Origin of the sequence: Pantoea sp. MQR6, from assembly GCF_022761075.1 — a bacterium.
GTDB classification, from domain to species: domain Bacteria; phylum Pseudomonadota; class Gammaproteobacteria; order Enterobacterales; family Enterobacteriaceae; genus Pantoea; species Pantoea phytostimulans.
The window spans coordinates 181,137-199,480 of sequence record NZ_JAKYXB010000005.1 but is presented as its reverse complement, the minus strand read 5'-3'; the positions used below and the strand labels follow the sequence as shown (position 1 = coordinate 199,480).

General features: G+C 52.9%; 13 protein-coding genes. 4 read left to right on the top strand and 9 right to left on the bottom strand.

The annotated features are described in order from the left end of the window. Window positions 1-258: 258 nt before the first annotated feature. From MUG06_RS18410 to MUG06_RS18395, 4 genes are all read right to left on the bottom strand, one after another. A complete protein-coding gene (locus MUG06_RS18410) occupies window positions 259-528 on the bottom strand; it encodes a hypothetical protein (protein ID WP_243079583.1) in 270 nt (89 codons plus the stop codon). 640 nt (window positions 529-1,168) lie between these two features. Continuing rightward, on the bottom strand, window positions 1,169-9,616 hold the full coding sequence (locus tag MUG06_RS18405) for a glucoamylase family protein (RefSeq protein WP_243079682.1): 8,448 nt from the start codon (window positions 9,614-9,616) through the stop codon (window positions 1,169-1,171). 835 nt (window positions 9,617-10,451) lie between these two features. Further along, the gene (locus tag MUG06_RS18400; RefSeq protein WP_243079582.1) at window positions 10,452-10,745 is read right to left on the bottom strand and encodes a DUF1330 domain-containing protein; all 294 of its coding nucleotides are present in this window, start codon (window positions 10,743-10,745) and stop codon (window positions 10,452-10,454) included. An 89-nt stretch (window positions 10,746-10,834) separates the two neighbouring features. Beyond that, window positions 10,835-11,296, bottom strand: a complete 462-nt coding sequence (locus tag MUG06_RS18395) for an aldo/keto reductase (protein WP_243079581.1) — start codon at window positions 11,294-11,296, stop codon at window positions 10,835-10,837. A gap of 116 nt (window positions 11,297-11,412) precedes the next feature. On the opposite strand from MUG06_RS18395, the gene MUG06_RS18390 reads away from it, so the two are divergent. Then, window positions 11,413-12,318 (top strand): LysR family transcriptional regulator, encoded by a 906-nt coding sequence (locus MUG06_RS18390; RefSeq protein WP_243079580.1) that lies wholly within the window; start codon window positions 11,413-11,415, stop codon window positions 12,316-12,318. A gap of 85 nt (window positions 12,319-12,403) precedes the next feature. Here the strand turns inward: MUG06_RS18390 and MUG06_RS18385 are convergent, their stop codons facing one another. From MUG06_RS18385 to MUG06_RS18375, 3 genes are all read right to left on the bottom strand, one after another. Next, the gene (locus MUG06_RS18385) at window positions 12,404-13,168 is read right to left on the bottom strand and encodes an NAD(P)-binding domain-containing protein (RefSeq protein WP_243079579.1); all 765 of its coding nucleotides are present in this window, start codon (window positions 13,166-13,168) and stop codon (window positions 12,404-12,406) included. 151 nt (window positions 13,169-13,319) lie between these two features. After that, window positions 13,320-14,072, bottom strand: coding sequence for an NAD(P)-binding domain-containing protein (locus MUG06_RS18380; RefSeq protein WP_347568905.1), 753 nt, complete (start codon window positions 14,070-14,072; stop codon window positions 13,320-13,322). A gap of 18 nt (window positions 14,073-14,090) precedes the next feature. Next, the gene (locus tag MUG06_RS18375; RefSeq protein ID WP_243079577.1) at window positions 14,091-14,525 is read right to left on the bottom strand and encodes a MarR family transcriptional regulator; all 435 of its coding nucleotides are present in this window, start codon (window positions 14,523-14,525) and stop codon (window positions 14,091-14,093) included. 431 nt (window positions 14,526-14,956) lie between these two features. Here MUG06_RS18375 and MUG06_RS18370 point away from each other — a divergent pair, with 431 nt between their 5' ends. The 3 genes from MUG06_RS18370 (at window position 14,957) to arsC (ending at window position 17,170) form a co-directional block, all read left to right on the top strand. Next, complete coding sequence (locus MUG06_RS18370; RefSeq protein WP_243079576.1) at window positions 14,957-15,310, top strand: metalloregulator ArsR/SmtB family transcription factor; 354 nt, start codon at window positions 14,957-14,959, stop codon at window positions 15,308-15,310. A gap of 98 nt (window positions 15,311-15,408) precedes the next feature. Further along, complete coding sequence (locus tag MUG06_RS18365; protein WP_243079575.1) at window positions 15,409-16,692, top strand: arsenic transporter; 1,284 nt, start codon at window positions 15,409-15,411, stop codon at window positions 16,690-16,692. Between the two features lie 49 nt (window positions 16,693-16,741). Continuing rightward, a complete protein-coding gene (gene arsC / locus MUG06_RS18360; RefSeq protein WP_110015861.1) occupies window positions 16,742-17,170 on the top strand; it encodes a glutaredoxin-dependent arsenate reductase in 429 nt (142 codons plus the stop codon). 58 nt (window positions 17,171-17,228) lie between these two features. Here arsC and arsH read toward each other — a convergent pair whose 3' ends face one another. Further along, window positions 17,229-17,942, bottom strand: a complete 714-nt coding sequence (arsH, locus tag MUG06_RS18355; RefSeq protein WP_269294802.1) for an arsenical resistance protein ArsH — start codon at window positions 17,940-17,942, stop codon at window positions 17,229-17,231. A gap of 5 nt (window positions 17,943-17,947) precedes the next feature. Further along, a complete protein-coding gene (locus tag MUG06_RS18350) occupies window positions 17,948-18,283 on the bottom strand; it encodes a metalloregulator ArsR/SmtB family transcription factor (RefSeq protein ID WP_215844726.1) in 336 nt (111 codons plus the stop codon). Between the last annotated feature and the right edge of the window lie 61 nt (window positions 18,284-18,344).

The following is an 18,344-nucleotide window of genomic DNA, read 5'->3' as shown; positions in this document are numbered from 1 at the left end:
CATGACAATATCCGTTTTACGACAATTCACGGCTAGCGACGAAGCGCTTGGTAATTTCAGATGGGCATCTTAGAGCGTAAGTTAATCTTTAATCCGTAGTGGTTAATAATCACTATGACCCAGCCCACATAGTGCGGCCAGTACATCAAACTCTCCATCGTGACGAACTAACAGTTTTATGGCCTGTTGCAAAGGTGTCCAGAAGACAGCATCCTGCCAGTCATTTTTTTAATGACAGCGGATAATTAATTTTAGGCTCTAGTATTCATTTAATAGCCTCTGTGATTCTTTTTCTTCTGTGTATTCAAAGGGAAGAAGGTGTGTTTGGATATTGTTGCAAAACCATGCGGATTCGTTTCTATGAATAGTATCGCCGGGTTTGAGACATATTCCTGATGCTGCACGAACGACAGCGAACTTTCCATTATTAAACATGACATTATGGATACAAAAAGTGTGGCTTGACTCGCCCATGCGCCGACTCGCAACAATATGTCCTTCAATAGGCATAGCATGCTTGATTTTCATGAGTTTACCTTTATTACAGTTGTAAAATTAATAAAAAAGATAATTGTAAATTGCCGTCGCGCAGTTCGCTTATTGCAAAAGAGAGTCAATTTAGGAATAGATAAAATCTGTCAGCTTTCGGAGAGTCGACAAAACAACCCTCAAAGGAGGCACTCAAGACAGGTATCGTTTCCAATATTACCGGTTGTTTTGTCAATTATAATGTACAAAAGCACAGGTAATCTTTTTACTGTTAATTTATTTTTCGGCAGCTGGCTAAAAGAATATAAATTAACACCATAACTCTGCAATAAATAATCATACGCCGTTATTAAACAATGTTCTGTGATTTTTATTATTATCCTTGATTTCATCCTAATGCTTTCAGGGATGCCTTGGGAATTTATATGAAAAGCGCAAGACATTCCCGGCTGATACCCCAAAAAATGACCGCCAGTTAAAAAAACATACCCAGAGAAGCCGTTCGGGTGGTCGGTGAGCAGGTTGACCCACCAATACCCGTTCATTGCTTACGTGCTTGCAGAGGAGCCAGGAAAAACAATCAAAGAAGGGAGTGAAACTCCGAGGCAAATCGCAATTCTTCTTCCCCAAGCCAATCAATGCATTAACGGCAGGCGTTAATACACTGATTGAGCCAGTATCAGTTTTGAAAAATATCGACCGTATGGTTTTGCCCGTCATCAATCAGCGGAATTCGGTCGTGTGGCAGTATTACACCATCCAGGACGACCCGGTACTCCTCGCTGCCCTGCGAAACGGTGATGTGGTACTGACTTTGCCCACATTGATACGTTATGCCAACCGGTGGCCAGTCATGAGGTAGGTGGGCATGTATAACTAAATCTGCACCATAATGTTTAATCCCCAGTAATTCCTCTGTAAGCAGGCGATATGCCCAGCCTGCAGAGCCTGTATACCAGCTCCATCCTCCACGCCCGATATGGGGAACGACGCTGTAAACATCCGCGCTCATAACGTAAGGCTCTGTTTTATATCTCTCGACATCGCGGGCATTTAGCGCGTGGTTTATGGGATTGATCATCGACCACAGCTGCCATGCACGCGCAGTATTACCCATTCGCGCAAAAGCCATTACCGCCCAGATTGCGCCATGCGTATACTGCCCTCCATTTTCCCGCACGCCTGGCAGATAACCCTGAATATAACCGGGATTCGGCCCATGGCCATCGAACGGCGGCGTTAACAGTTTTATAATCCCGGCTTCGTTATCTACCAGATGCTTATCCAGTGACTGCATGGCGAGGATGCTGCGCTCCTGACTGGCTGCCCCGGATAGCACAGACCAGCTTTGCGCAATGGCATCAATTCGGCAATCCTGTGAGGCTTTCGCCCCCAAGGGAGTGCCATCATCAAAATAGCCACGCCGGTACCATTCGCCATCCCATGCGGAGGCTTCAAGGTTTTTCTGTAAACGCGACGCCTCTGTACGGCACAGCGAAGCAATCTGGGCGTCCTGACGCTGTTCAGCCAAGTCTGCAAAGCGCTGTAAAATGTCGTACAGGAAGAAGCCCAGCCAGACGCTTTCCCCTTTACCTTCGATCCCGACTCGGTTCATGCCATCATTCCAGTCGCCCGCGCCCATGAGGGGCAGACCATGCAGCCCGAACTGCAGGCCATGTCTGATGGCTTTCACACAGTGCATCCACAGCGTCTCTTCAAAGGTGCTGATAATGGGTTTATCGTAGACGGACTCTTCGCCGGGCTGGAGCGTCCGGCCTTCCAGGTAAGGTATGCGCTCTTCAAGTACGCCGGTATCCCCCGTGGTTTCAACATAGTGACAGACAGCCAGCGGGAGCCAGAGATAATCATCTGAACAGCGCGTGCGGACACCGTTGCCATGCGGAGGATGCCACCAGTGCTGTACGTCACCTTCTATGAACTGGCGCGATGCGCACAGCACAATCTGGTCGCGTAGCCGGTCCGGCATGGCGTGACTCAGCGCCAGCGTATCCTGCAGCTGATCGCGGAAACCGAACGCGCCGCCGGACTGATAGTAACCGCTGCGCGCCATTAAACGACAGGCCACCGTCTGGTACAGCAGCCAGCCGTTCACCAGTAAATTAACGGTGGTGTCAGGCGTTCTGACCACGACTTTATCCAGCACGCTGTGCCAGTACCGGTGAACGTTACCTAGCTCCTCGCGGGCGGCCTCTTCGTTCAGATAATGTGTGAGGCATGCCTGAGCCTGAGCCTGATCTTCCCCAATGCCCAGCACAAAAATAAATGTCTTCTGATCACCATCAATTAATGTGGCTGCAGACTGCACCGCACCGCAGGGATCGAGACCGGCTCCCGTTTTATCTGACAGGGCGCGCAGATTCATTGCCGCCGGTTTTTGCAGGGAACCGTTGCGGCCGAGAAACTCACGACGGTCGCCCGTCAACGAACAGTGAGCACCCGTGACGGCAAAAAATGCGGTACGTGCGGCTCCGTTACTGCCATAAAAGTTATTTGCCATTACACCGCAGCCGCCTTCGACGCTGGCCGCATGGGTAACAACGTGAAGAGCAGATTGAGTTCGTGACTCACCCAGGGTCCACTCTACATAACCCGTAACGCTTAGTTTTCGCGTGCGGCCGGAGTTATTACTGAGCGTCAGGATCGCAAGTTTGACTGGAGCCTGCTCGGCGACCAGCACCGTCAGTTCGCTGTCTATGCCGCTCTCCCGGTGGGCAAATACGCTGTAGCCAAAACCATGTCGGGACAAATAATCCCCCTGACCGCGCACCGGCAAGGTGGTCGGCGACCAGCATGCGCCGCTCTCTTCATCGCGCAGATAGAAAGCTTCTCCGCTGCGATCGCTAACGGGGTCGTTTTCCCACGGCGTTAACCGATATTCATGGGCATTCTCATACCAGCTGTAGGCCTGGCCGGATTCAGACAACACGCTGCCGAAACTCGGGTTTGCCAGCACATTTGACCAGGGAGCAGGCGTCGGACTGTTTTCCCTGAGCACAATCTGATACTCCCGACCGTCCTGAGAAAAACCGCCGTGACCATTGAAATGAAGGAGTTGATCGGTATCTGGCGTCCAGGGAATATGCTGATTGGTTCCCGGCACAACGTGGGGAATAAACGGCCTTGGTAACGTTTTCGACGTCTGAATGCGCTGATCGAGCTGTTCATTAAGGCCGCCTGCGCGGTCATCGAGGTAGAGGTGCGCCACACTCATCAAAAGCAGCTTGTCTTCGGCGGAAAGGTGTTCACCATTACGTACAAAAATCCCGCCAGATTTATCCAGCAGGCTGGCTTCAGATCCGGCGTAAATCAGATCCATAATCTGATTTTGCAGCGCCTGCTGGTAGCCACCCGGGTTGGCATTCAGGATCACCAGATCCACCGCCAGGCCTTTCAGTCGCCAGTAGCGGTGCGCTTGAATCATGGTGGTAATAGTAGGGATGTTATCTTCGCTGGTGACGCTGAGAAGCACAATGGGGAGATCGCCGGAGATGCCCCAGCCCCACAGGCTCGACTGACCCCGTCGATTACTGCTAATTATCCGGCTCTCAGCGCGGAGTTCCTGACAAGGGTAAAGGATCGCGCCCGCAAGCCGGTTAAACAACGCCGCATCATCTTCATTGGCGTTAATTTGTCGTAACACGACCAGACTGTGGGACCAGGCGAGTTCAAAAACGCGGTCAGCGATTGGATGATCGCGATATTTTTCCAGCAGCGCCAGACTGAGCTGGCGATTTTCACTGATACCATAAACGATATCAATGATGACCGGTTTTCCGGGCTGCAGGGTCACAGACTGACGTATCGCCAGCATAGGGTCCAGTACGGATCCCGATGTGTTGCTGAGTGGTCCGCTTTGCCTGATACCCAGTGCATCAACCGGACGTTTGCCGCGACCGAGAAATTTCGCCCGATCGGTTTCAAAGGAGACGCTTCTTGAGTTGTCGCCATGCACCACCATCATGTGGAACAGCCATGGACTCTTTTCGTCTGGAGCGCGCGGACGCCGGTGACACAAAATGGCATTCTGGGCGGGAATAAGCTCAGTCTGGATAAATAAATTGCTGAACGCGGGATGCGCCCGATCGCTGGTGGCAGGAGCCAGCACCGCTTCTGCGTAGGTGGTGAGTTCAATGGTACGAGGCTGGCGACCACGATGCAGCAGCGTGATCCGACGCAGTTCAATATCGTCTTCAGGCGACACCACAACCTGCGTTTTGACGCTAAGAAAGCCGAGGGTACCTCTGAATTCAGCACCAGCTTCAGTAAATATTACTTCGTCGTTACTGTCGGCACGGCCCGTAGGTTGCCAGGTATTGCCCCACACTTCACCCGTTTGTGGATCGCTGATATAGCAGAATGTTCCCCAGTTATCGCTGGTGGTATCGCTGTGCCAGCGTGTCAGGGCAAGATCGTTCCAGCGGCTGTAACCGCCGCCGGTATGGGTCATCATCAGATGGTAATGGCTGTTGGACAACAGCTGAACCTCGGGAACCGGACTCTCAGCGCCAGTGAAAATACGGGGTTCATAGCGAACCGGTTTGACTATCCCTTCATGAGACTCAAAATGACGGCGCGGGCTGTAGAGATCGACCGCATCCGGCACGCGTTCCTGTAACAGCATACTCGCCGACTGGAAGGCCGTGCTGGACATGAATCTCTCCGCCATAGGGGCGCCAAGCAGCACGTGAGCCAGTGACTGAAAGGCCATTCCCTGATGGTGTGCCATCCATGACTGCACCACGGCATATAACTGTCCGGTGGCCAGACGCGACGGCGTGTAGTCCAGCGCTTCATAAAAACCGTACTCGCCGCGCGCGCCACTTTTTTGCAGCCTGAACAAATTTTCACACGCTTTTTGCGGAGAGATCATTAACGCCAGCAGCGTGGCGTAAGGGGCGACGACCATATCGTCAGCCAATCCCCGACGAAGGCCGAGGCCAGGAACGCCAAATGCCTGATAGAGATAATTTTGCTGCACATCAAACGCGTGGTAGCCGGACTCAGATACGCCCCATGGCACCCCGCGCTCTTTCCCCCAGTCTATCTGGCGCATAACCGCCGACTGACTCATCTCATCAATCAGGCTGCCGCGCCAGGTGGGCATCACCAGGTTGGGCATCAGATATTCAAACATTGATCCGCTCCAGGACATCAGTGCGGTTTCGTTATCAATGGTGGTGAACAGCCGCCCCAGAGCGTACCAACTTTTGAGTGGCAACTGATTTGTCGCGATGGCGAGAAAACTGGTCAGGCGAATTTCGGAGGGCAACAGGTCGTATTGACTCTTATCCAGCATATTGCTGTCACAGTTATAGCCGATGTTGAGCAGGCTGGTTGCTTCGCTGTACAGGAACGTGAAATCCATTTGCGCATGATCATGCAGCCGCTGTTCAAGTTCAGTGATGATGTCCAGCTGCATACGTGCCTGCGCGATTGCCGACGCTGGGGGCGTTCCTTCTCCGGTAAATTTCGCCCGGGCAAGCCAGTTAAGAGAGGGCAGAGCTTCTGCGTCATATGCTGCCGTTAACCATCCAAGCAGATGCGCTCCTTCATGGCACAGCAGCGCCAGTTGATTCTGTAAATGTTCTATCCAGCGCAGAACGAGTTTGTCTTCGTGACTGCATGCCTCCTGAAGATGGTTGCTTTGGGTATGCATATTTTTTAATGCGATAAACACCTGTGCCGGAGCCAGCGAGGCAGCATTAAGACATTGTTTACGCAGCGTTTGCAGACTGTCAGGGGCGTTCTGTCCCCAGTGCTTCTCCAAAATACTCAGTGTATCGTCCAGGCCCGCCAGCACCTGTACCGGGTTCAATACCGGCTGACTGCGCATGGCTGAAAGCCCTTCGCGAAGCGTGAGTAAATGGCCTGCCATATTGCCACTGTCGACGCTTGAAACATAACGTGGACTGAGTGCGGCAAGGGTGACGGTGTCATACCAGTTATACAAATGACCCCGGAAATGCGCCATTTTATCCAGTGTGTCCAGGGTAAGCGTCACGCGTTGCAATACCACACTAATCGGAATATAACCAAAATCCCATGCAGTCAGGTTGGCCATCAGTGAGAGGCCAATATTGGTGGGTGAGGTACGGTGTGCGACTACCGGCGGTAAAGCTTCCTGATAATTGTCAGGCGGAAGCCAGTTCTCTTTCGCGGTGACAAAGGTCTCAAAAAATGCCCAAATTTCGCGGCTGGTCTGACGCAACAACAGTTTTTGTTCTTTATTGGGTGCGAACGCATGCGGTACGGGTTGGCGGCTCATCCAACTTAGCAGAAGCGGTGCCAGACACCACACCACACCGACGGGTAAAGCGATTGCCAGGAATGGCGGTGCAAAATACGCGGTCAGGGCAATCAGTGCCACGCCGCTGACCACGTTCAGCCACATCGCCCGGTAAAACCGCACAGGCGAGGTTTTTGCCAGGTCATTATCCGGACTGTGGCTGGCCCACTGGCTGAGGTTACGTTGACTGTATCCCAGACGCCATAATGTCACGGCAATGGCGTACAGGGCATAGCCGGCCTCATGGGGCAAGGTGGTAAAATTGAGCCCGATCCGGGAAAACCGCTTCAGCGCACCGGTAGTGACCAGTAGCAGATGCTGCCCAAGGGGACGGCGGGCAGGCTTATTGAGGAGATCGTGCACAACAGCCAGCACTGTAGGCATTAGCCACACCAGCAGCAGTACACTTAGCCAATAAAATGGGTTCGGTACCCACAGCAAGCTACAAAACAGGAGTAGCAAGGAGAAAGGGGCCACCAGGCTGCGTCGCAGATTATCGAATAACTTCCAGTAAGAGAGTGCAGATAGCGGATTTTTATCCTGTGTTCCATCCGCTTTTCTGACGTTGGGTTTGAGCCAGTTAAGCAGTTGCCAGTCCCCACGGATCCAGCGGGTGCGTCGTGCAACGTCCGACAGATAGTTATTTGGGTACTGTTCATAGAGTAAGACTTCGCTCAGCAGACCCGAACGTGCATAACATCCTTCCAGTAAATCATGGCTGAGCACCAGATTCTCGGGGCAGGTATTTTGCGTGGCCTGAACAAAGATATCGACATCGTAAATCCCTTTGCCGATAAACGATCCCTCCCCAAAAAGGTCCTGATAGATATCTGAAGACATCATCGAATAGGGATTATTACCCGCAACGCTGCTGCTCATGGCGGCATAGCGCCCCTGCCCGTTGCGTGGCATCTCCTCCGCCAGTCCCGGTTGCAATATCCCGTACCCTTTAACCACCCGTTGGCGTGCAGCGTCATACTCGGGCCGGTTCAGTGGGTGCGCCATTGTCGCGATCAGTTTGTGCGCCGTATCGCGTGGCAGAACTGTGTCACTGTCCAGCGTAATAACGTACTTAATCCGCGCAGGTAGCTGGTCAGCAGGCATACCTGCCACACTGGAAAACTGGGCTTTGGGATGGCGTAACCAGCTGTTCAGCAAGGCCAGTTTGCCACGTTTGCGTTCATAACCCATCCATACACCCTGGAGCGGATTCCATTCAGGTTCCCGGTAGAGCAGATAAAAACGTGGGCGACTGGCCGGGTAGCGGCGGTTGAGATCTTGCGTTTGTGAAATGGCCTGTTCGATCAGTGCGTTATTTTGCGGAGAATGTTCATCTGCCGAATCAGTCACGTCAGCCACAAGGGCGAAACAGAGATTTTCGCTATGGTTGCCAAGCCAGCAGACCTCAAGACTGGTGATGAGTTTGTTGATGCTTTCGCTGCTGCTGAGCAGGCAGGGGATTACTACCATGGTGGCGGCGCCCTCCGGGATCCCGGTAGAAAAATCCATCCTTGGCAGCGGGCGCGGGGTGCGAAATCGGGTGGTCGCCTCACTCAGCAGGTCGGTCACTGACTGACTGATCACCACAACAAGCGGGATAGCGAGAAGTATCAGTAGCCAGTCCATTCCCTGGTGTGCCGTTTCTTGCACTATTTCGGCTGTTATCGCGGTGGTTAGCAGACACAAGCTACCAAGCCATGAAACCAGTGGGATCTGGTTGAAACTGTGCCGTAGACGGATAAGCCGTGAAGTATCTGCCGACAAAAGCGTTTCCAGCTGATGACGGCCTTCGCCCATCAGGTAATAGCCAATATGGGCGCCCGGCGTGTCAGAGGCGGCTTCCTTGGAGAGCGCCAGCACGCGGCGGGCGACTTCTGGCTCGCTGAAGCGACTCTCTCTGGCCAGGATCTCAATGACGTGGCGATAATGATCTCGCGTATCAAAGTGCATCAAGGGGTAGGTGCCCGCAGGATCAAGACGTAATGTCTGCTCCACCACGCTCATGGCCTCAGCGAAATTAGCCCAGTTCGTTTCACTCAGTAAACGTAAACCGGCGATGCTGTTGCTCACCGAGAGCTGGCTAGCGGCAAGTTGTTGATTGAATAGGTTTATCAGGGTGTCGGTGGTCGTACCTTGCTCAGCCAGTCGCTGCTCAATCCAGCTCAGAGGCAAGGTCAGCATATTGCCGCGCCCCTGTAGACGGCGTACCAGTTCCGCAACAAATGCACTGTTCAGCGGGGGATTGGAGCGCGCCATATCAGCAATTACCATGATCAAGTCGGCGGGAGCATTCTCCGCGCATTTGAAAATTCGCGTTACCCAACTGTCTGCCAGCGTGCGTGCTTGCTGGGCTTTTACGACATCGATACTGACCCGACGGAGGTTCTCAATTAACGCCAGGCGCAGCATACCGGGTAAAGCCCAGACTTCGCCGAGCGTAAGCGGCGTCACCTGTTGATAGGCGCTGATATAGCTGGTCAGATTTGTTGCGTCCCAACGCCCGTCTCCGTGAGCAATGGCTTCGGCAGCAATATCATAAATACGCGGACAGGAGTGCGGCGCGGCCAGCGCCGGAAGACCCTTGCCGAAATTCTTCGGCAAGTGCTGGCGAACGATACGGATCTGCTCCTCAATAAGATAGTAATTGTCCAGTAGCCACTCCCCTGCGGGCATGATGCTTGCCTTTTTCCCGGCATTGAGCTCGTAGCAGTTTTGCGTAATTACCGCCTCATTATTATCGAGGCGTTTGAGCAAATAATAGGGCAGTTTGTCAGGAGACAATTTATGCGAACGTGCCAGCTTTTGTCCGTAGCGCTCCATCTGAGAGGTCGAAAATAGCTCTGCTTTGAAACTATTTTCACTGCCAGGGTCATTGCTCGGAAGGTACGGGATGAACTCGGATGTTTGTGGCCGTGTAGAGAAGTGGCCGAGCCACTTCTTAAGCTTCATGTTCATAAGATGGCTCTGATGCAGCGTTAATGCTCAGGAGCAGTTGCGAAATCAGTTCAGAAACGTTCTCTCAGGATGGGCGTCGGGCATCAGGGATTTAACAGCTGCTGGTATGTTTTTTAAGTTCTGGTTACTGATTTTCGCCTGAGTATGTTTCAGGATCATCATAGAGCAACAAACAGGACTTTAAATCCAAAGCAAAGCATTGTTTGCGTAAGAAGAATTATTGAAAAGGGATAGGACCTAAAGGCTCTAACAGAGCAGGTAACAGTGGTTGTAGATTCACCACCAAGGTTCATTGCGAATCGATACAAGACATAACGATTAACCTTTCAATGAATGAACTTCATCCTATCATACACTGAGCAAAAAATGTGCGATGAATCGCCAGGGATAATCCTGATTTGCCCAGGCTTATCCAGTTCCATACCATCCAATGCGGTGCGCAGCAGGAGCAGCGACGCGTCCAGGGCGTATATCGGGCGGCGGTAGTCCGGCTGCGGGTAAGCGGCAGCATTGAAAACATTTAGAAAGCCGGGGCGTTTGTGGAGAGTAACGGTTTTCCGTCATATGTGCGGGCATCCGCTGAGAGTATCCAGTTGTTTATGGCCGGATATGCCCTGTGTCGGGCATATCTGGGTACGGTGCGGGTGAGGCGAGGGCACACTCTTCTGTGAACGCAAAACGGACATGATAGCCCTTGGTATTAAAGGTCAGCGCCTTCAATCAACACAAAAGTTCCGGTCGCAGCGCCTGCTCGTATTGACCTGGCTGCCTGATATTTAGGGCTCTCATAAAAACGTTTGGCCTCGGCAAAAGAAGCGAACTCAAAAACGACATGCCGTTCATGGGATTCTCCCTCAAGATTTTCATACTGCCCAGACCAGGCAATGATCTTCGGATTGAAATCCTGCATTGCCTCCCCGGCAGCTTGGGCATACTCAGAGTATGCGACAGGGTCTGATACAGTCACGTGAGCGATTAAATAACCTTTATTCATTTCTCTTTATCCTGCGTAAGTGGTGTTGTATTTCAGCGTAAGCACAGAGATAGCCGTGAAAAAGCTGAGGTGATTTAAAGACGTTGGGTTTAATTCTGTGCTTTAGAGGTGAAAGGTTTCGGGTAGCGTTCTGCATCCTGATGGTCGATCATCCATCCCGGATAATGGAGAGGCATAGCGCTTATCGCATCAAGATGCTTCCCTTCCTCCGCTGTCAGAACGATGTCGGTAGCCCGAAGATTATCGGTGAGTTGGGCGATCCGTTTTACACCGATAATTACGCTGGTGACGCAGAGTCTGGCAAGTAACCATGCGAGCGCAATCCTGTTTACCGATACAGCATGTTTGTCCGCTATGACCCGCATTGCGGCAATGCAATTCCAGACCCGATCGCGATCAACAGGTGGGAAATCGAATGTGTTACGGCGGGCATCGCTTCCCGCTGATGCATCGGGGCCAAATGTAGCGACTGCGGCTACCATCCGTTCCGTATGCCCGTAGCCAGAGTGATAGATCACAACGGTGTTAATCATTTTCAGGGGATGAGTCATCTTAATTACCTTCAGACAGCGTTATGCGGGATACGCGGTGTGAAAGCAGTCTATTAAGTATTAAAATGGTAATAAATAACGGAAAAAATAACGCACTGTTACCCTGAGAGTGAACAATGAAGAATCTGGAGGCGCTGATTATTTTTGCGCGCGTAGCGGAAATGAAGAGCTTTACTCAGGCAGCTGAAAGTCTGGGTATCCAGAAAGGACGTGCCTCAATGGTGGTGCGTGAGCTCGAACATGATGTAGGCGCTACGCTTCTGCACCGGACAACGCGGACCGTGCAGCTGACAGAAGATGGGCGGGCTTTTTATTCGCGCGCGCGCGATCTCTTGTCGGAAGCTGAAGAATTGCAGTCAATGTTCACTGATTTCGGTATGCCACTGCGGGGACGGTTACGCGTTGATATGCCGGCTGTGTTAGCGCAGAGCGTGGTGATTCCCGCCCTGCCACAGTTGCTGGAAGCACACCCTGAGCTGGAACTTGAGCTTTCAAGCACCGATCGGCGTGTTGATTTGGTTTTGGAAGGATTTGACTGCGTGGTTCGTCTCGGGCCCGTGGTAGATGAAACGCTTATTGCCAGGCCGCTGGGACATCTACGCATGATCAATGCAGCAAGCCCAGGCTATCTGGATCGCTTCGGTGTGCCGAAAACGATAGATGATCTTCTTAACCAAGGCCACAGGATGGTTCATTACATCCGGAATTTTGGTTCGAAGCCTGACGGATGGGCGTATCCAGCAGGCGATGGCTACAAATCGTTGATGCTACCAGGCGCGATAAGGGTCAACAGCGTGCCGGCGTATCATGATGCAGGACTGGCGGGTTTGGGCCTAATCCAGGGTGGGTATGCCTCGCTCTTACCGCACATCAAACGCGGCGCCCTGATTGAGGTCCTTCCTGATCTGCGACCCGAGCCACTCACGGCATCTTTTGTTGTCGCGCATCGGCGTAATTTGTCGCAGCGTGTAAGGGCGTTTATGAACTGGACTGAAGAAATTTTAAAACCTTACTTTGACTGATGTCAGCATTAATTTTCGGGACTACCACGAACTCCTGTACTGAATGAGGGATGTGTAAAGCCCTCTCTGAGCGCCCGGTAAATAGTTACATAAAGATTATACGTGATACCTGTACACCAAAATCAGCATCCGGATTGGTCCTGTTGTCGCCGGCCCGCTCCTGAAATATGGTGGCTGCAAGATCCCTTCTTGTGGCCAGACGAGATGCCTCAGCGGATGCCAGAGCGGCGGATATCTCATCGTATTGCAGATCTGTACAGTAAACCGGAGACCCCGGCTGCTGACGCCAGGATTCTGTCAGACTGCCGGCATCATAGGCATCAAAGCCGGTATCACTGACCAGTTTCATAATCAGTTCGCGATGCTCCTTGTTATCACCCGCCACGGGAATGGCGATGCGGCCTTCTGCGCCGGCTGGCTTGCCTTTGGCTGCAAAAGATCCGGAGCCAATCGCATTCCATGCCTTAATAACGGGCCGGCCTAACTGCTTCTCAACCCATTGGCTTTCCACCTGACCGCCTTCAATCGCGTCAATTTTCCGATCCCGGTGCGGATAATAATTAGATGTATCAGCCACGATAACGTCAGAAGGCAGACTTACGATAAGCTGCGAAATCTCAGGGATCCGCATAAGCGGTACTGAAAGTATTAACACATCAACGTCGCTGACGGCGTGTTCAGCCGTAACGGGCAGAGCGCCCTTTTCCAGTGTTTCGGCCTCAATTGTTTCCGGACCACGCGAGTTTGCGACCTTTACGTTGTGTCCTGCGGCTGCCAGTTTACGTGCCAGGGTTTTACCTATGTGGCCTGTGCCAAGGATACCGATGCTGAGAGGGAAAGAATGATTCATCGTTTTCTCCTGAATGAATATTTGCTTTCAGAGAGAGGGCGTTCACATACAAATTGTGACGCCTCTGAAATGGAAGTCCGGCTGTTTAATGCCGACAGGTCCTGCGCCCCGACCTGTCATTATTTACTCAAAAAAGCAGGGGGCGAGGGCGCTAAGCCGTCACTTCTCTGTTACGTGCGATAACGTCTTCATGCGTGAAATTCGCACCGGGGGTCATAAATTCCTTTATCAGATCATCGCGGTTTTTCGGGGCGCGTGCGGCATCGGCGAATGAAAGGGCTTTTTTGAGTTCCTCTGTATCCAGCTCAGTGCAATAGGCAGGCGTACCGGGCTGCTGACGCCAGGATTCACTCAGAGGACCGGCATCGAGTGCATCAAAGCCGGTTTCGTTGACAAACTTAAGCACTACGGCTTTTGCGTGAGCGTTATCTCCGGCAACGGGCAGCGCAATGCGATCGGGCGCGCCGGATGGAAGACCTCTATCAGCCAGCGTGGCGGCTAAGACTGCATTCCAGGCTTTTACCAGTTGTCGTCCGGTTTGCTCGCTCGCCCATACAGATTCCGGTTTGCCATTATCAACTTCAGCAATGGCACTGTCCCGGAAGGGATAGTAGTTAGAGGTATCAATAACCACGACACGCTCCGGTACCTGGCTGAACAGGCTTGCCAGGCCGCGATGCTTTTCAAAAGGAATGGCAAGAATAATCGCGTCAACGTCTTTTACCGCATCTTCGCGCGTAACGGCGGTTGCGCCCACATCACGAGCCAGGTCAAGGATGCTGTCCGGTCCTCTGGAGTTGGCGAGCTTTATTTCATGTCCGCCAGCAGAAAGCTTACGGGCCAGAGTTGCGCCAATGTTTCCTGCGCCAATGATGCCAATCTTCATATTAAGTACCTTGTTTATGGAGTGATGACACGCCGCTTATTCGGATGCCGGGTGGGACAAAGCATTCAGCGTGTCACGCAGCTGAGCCAGCCCTTCTTCGCTGAGCTGACAGGCGGTTTTGATTTTGTCGGTGATACACCAGAGTTCCTCTCGCAGGGCATCTCCGGCCTCGGTCAGGGTGATAAGCACCCGACGCTCATCAGCAGGATCGCGCGTGCGCTTTAACTTGCCGGAAGCCTCCAGGCGCTTTAGCAGAGGCGTGATGGTTCCCGTGTCCATATCAAGTTTGTTCCCTAACTCACCCACAGCCCGTGGTGTGCCACAGAACAGTTCAAGCATTACAAGATACTGGGGAAACGTCAGGCCCAGCGGGTCAAGAAACGGCTTATGGAGCCGGTTCATGCGATTTGCGGCACCATAAAGGGCAAACGACAGCTGCTTACCAATTTCCATATTTTCTTTGGGTTTCATATTTCTTAATCTCTGGTGCTTGATTGTCTAGTGCACTAGATAAAATAGTAGGCGTTCTTGCTCAGTTACGAAAGGTTTCACTATGGGTAATTTGTGCGGTAATTACGTTTAGCTGCCCAGCTGAGATGTCATGGCTTTGCAAAGGGGAGCAGGACTTACTTTCCCTTGCTTAATATACTTTAGCGTCAATAACGTCCGCTTCTGGCACAGAGCGGACATAAGTGCCGGGAAGGTTCGATTTGAGCGAAAAACGGACATTCAATATTCTAAAGAGGATACAGCTACTCCGTTAAACTGAGCAGGCATAACAAGCATTCAGTTCTTAAAAAATAAATCCTGTTCAGATCAATATATCTGTTTTTATGCATATGTTATTGACTCAAAGTTTGCCAGCTACGACACTTGTCTTAACATCGTATACAGGAATCACCATGCCGCAACTTCTGCCCCTGCAACTTTTCAAAAACCTGTCTGACGAAACCCGGCTCAGCCTTGTGCTGTTACTTCGCGAAAAAGGTGAGCTCTGCGTCTGCGAGCTTTCGTCCACGCTAAAGGAATCACAACCCAAAATTTCCCGACACCTGGCTTTACTGAGAGAAAGCGGCCTGCTTATCGACAGGCGAGACGGCAAGTGGATCCATTACCGTTTGTCTCCGCACATGCCAGCCTGGGCATCAGCAGTAATTGAACAGGCTTACCTGTGCCAGCGAGATGACATCCTTAAGCTCAGCCAGCAGGCTGAACGCGATAACGCAACCACCAACGGCAAGCCTGTCTGCATTTAAAAAATTTCACCATCATATATGCGATTTTTTGAATGTGTTTTGTGCGGGATAATTATCAACCCGGATTAACGGGCAACTTTATTTAAAAAGGAGAAAGTATGTTTCTGGCGGGTGCGATTTTCGTCCTGACGCTGATACTGGTTATCTGGCAGCCGAAGGGCTTCAGTATTGGCTGGAGTGCAGTCATCGGTGCGGCTCTGGCGCTCCTGACCGGCGTAGTACAGATTGGGGATATTCCGGTGGTCTGGCAGATTGTCTGGAACGCTACGGCTACCTTTATTGCCGTCATCATCATCAGCCTGCTGCTCGACGAATCCGGCTTTTTTGAGTGGGCGGCGCTGCACGTTTCCCGCTGGGGAGGCGGAAAAGGCCGGCTGCTGTTCACCTATATCGTTCTGCTGGGTGCGGCGGTAGCCGCCCTGTTCGCTAATGACGGGGCGGCGCTTATTCTGACGCCGATCGTCATCGCCATGCTGCTGGCGCTGGGCTTCAGCCCCGGCGCCACGCTGGCGTTTGTGATGGCAGCAGGTTTCATCGCCGACACCTCCAGCCTGCCGCTCATCGTGTCGAACCTGGTGAACATTGTCACGGCGGACTTCTTTAAGCTGGGTTTCAGCGAGTATGCCTCGGTGATGGTGCCGGTAAATATCGCCTCCGTGGCCGCCACGCTGGTGATGCTGCACCTGTTTTTCCGCAGGGACATCCCGGCCACCTACGACCTGACGAAACTGAAGGCGCCGCGTGAGGCCATTCGCGATGCGCGCACTTTTAGAACCGGCTGGATTGTTCTCATCCTGCTACTGGTCGGCTTCTTTGCTCTCGAACCACTCGGCGTGCCGGTAAGCCTGGTGGCAGCGGTGGCGGCGTGTATTCTCTGGCTGGTTGCCCGCAAAGGACACGTGATTGATACCGGCAAGGTGCTGAAAGGCGCGCCTTGGCAGATTGTTATCTTCTCGCTGGGCATGTATCTGGTGGTGTACGGTCTTCGTAACGCCGGCCTGACTGATTACCTTTCTGCCGCCCTGAACCGGTTTGCAGAGCACGGTGTCTGGGGCGCAACGCTCGGCACCGGTTTCCTGACGGCGGCGCTCTCTTCTGTCATGAACAACATGCCTACCGTGCTCGTTGGTGCGCTTTCGATTGACGGCAGCACCGCACAGGGCGTGGTGAAGGAAGCGATGATTTACGCCAACATCATCGGCTGCGACCTCGGCCCGAAAATCACCCCCATCGGCAGCCTCGCTACCCTGCTGTGGCTGCACGTACTGGCGCAAAAAAACATTACTGTCAGCTGGAGCTACTACTTCCGCGTGGGCATCGTGATGACCCTGCCGGTACTTTTTGTGACGCTGGCCGCGCTGGCCCTGCGCCTGTCTGTTTAACCTTAACCCCGGTGTTGCGACTGTGCAGCGCCTTTACGGAGTACCGCTTATGACTGACATCACCATTTATCACAACCCGGCGTGCGGGACGTCCCGCAACACCCTGGCGCTTATCCGCAACAGCGGCACCGAACCCAAGGTTATTCTGTATCTGGAAACACCGCCGTCACGCGACGAGCTGAAGAAGCTGATTGCGGACATGGGCATCAGCGTACGCGCCCTGCTGCGCAAGAATACCGAACCGTACGAGCAGCTCGGCCTGGCAGAAGACCGCTTCAGCGATAACGAACTGCTCGATGCCATGCTGGCTCATCCGATCCTTATTAATCGCCCGGTGGTGGTGACGCCGCTCGGCACGAAGCTCTGCCGTCCGTCCGAAGCGGTTCTCGACATTCTGCCAGATCCGCAGCAGGGAGCGTTTACCAAAGAGGATGGCGAAGTGGTCATTGATGAGCACGGTCACCGCGTCAGCCACTGATTTTTCACCAGGCTGCAGACATAACGAGTGTGAAAAAAGCCGGCATCTGCCGGCTTTTTTATATGCTGCGCTGATTGACCCGCTCTGAGAGCTGAGCGGCACTCTCTTTTCTTTCACTGTAGCGGTCGGTCAGGTAGTTGCTTCGCCCGCGCGTCAGCAGGGTGAACTTCATCAGTTCCTCCATGACGTCCACGATGCGGTCGTAATATGGTGAAGGTTTCATGCGATCGTCCTCATCAAACTCGGCCCAGGCTTTTGCCACGGATGACTGGTTCGGGATGGTGATCATTCGCATCCAGCGCCCGAGAATGCGCATCTGGTTTACGGCGTTGAACGACTGTGAGCCGCCGCTGACTTGCATGACTGCAAGGGTTTTCCCCTGCGATGGCCGGACCGCCCCGGACGTCAGGGGTATCCAGTCAATTTGCGTCTTCATGATGCCGGTCATGGCACCGTGACGCTCAGGAGAGCACCAGACCATCCCTTCTGACCAGAGTACCAGTTCGCGCAGCTCTGCAACCTTCGGGTGCGTTTCAGGTACATCATCCGGCAGCGGCAGGCCGGACGGATTAAATATTTTCACCTCCGCGCCCATAGCCGTCAGCAACCGGGCAGCTTCTTCCGTGGTGAGCCGGCTGTAAGAGCGTTCCCGCAACGAACCGTAGAGCATCAGGATGCGGGGCGGGTGCGGCACTTCTGCGGCCTTCAGCTTCTCTTCCGTAAGGGGCGCATCCAGGAGCGTCGGATCGATATTGTTCAAGGCATCATTCACGTTATTCACAATGGAGTCTCTTTAAGGGGGATCGCGGCAGTCAGGCTGCAGTCGCTGCCGCCGGCGCAGCACTCTTCAGTCAGAAAAGCCATCAGCTGCTCAAGCTGTGAATAACAGGGCCTGCAGAACAGGGTTCGGCTCTGACGTTCCTGACTTATGAGGCCAGCAGACATCAGCGCAGAAAGATGATGGCTGAGAGTGGAGGCAGGAATATCAAGGTGCTTCTGTAGTTCGCCAACCGGCAGGCCGTCATGACCCGCCCTGACAAGCTCCCGGTATATGCTGAGACGGGTCGGGTGGCCCAGCTCCCGAAGTGCGTTTGCTGCGGTATGTAAGTCCATACTACCTCCAATAACTATATTTCCAGAATAATGGAAATTTAGTCAGCGTCAAACATTGATT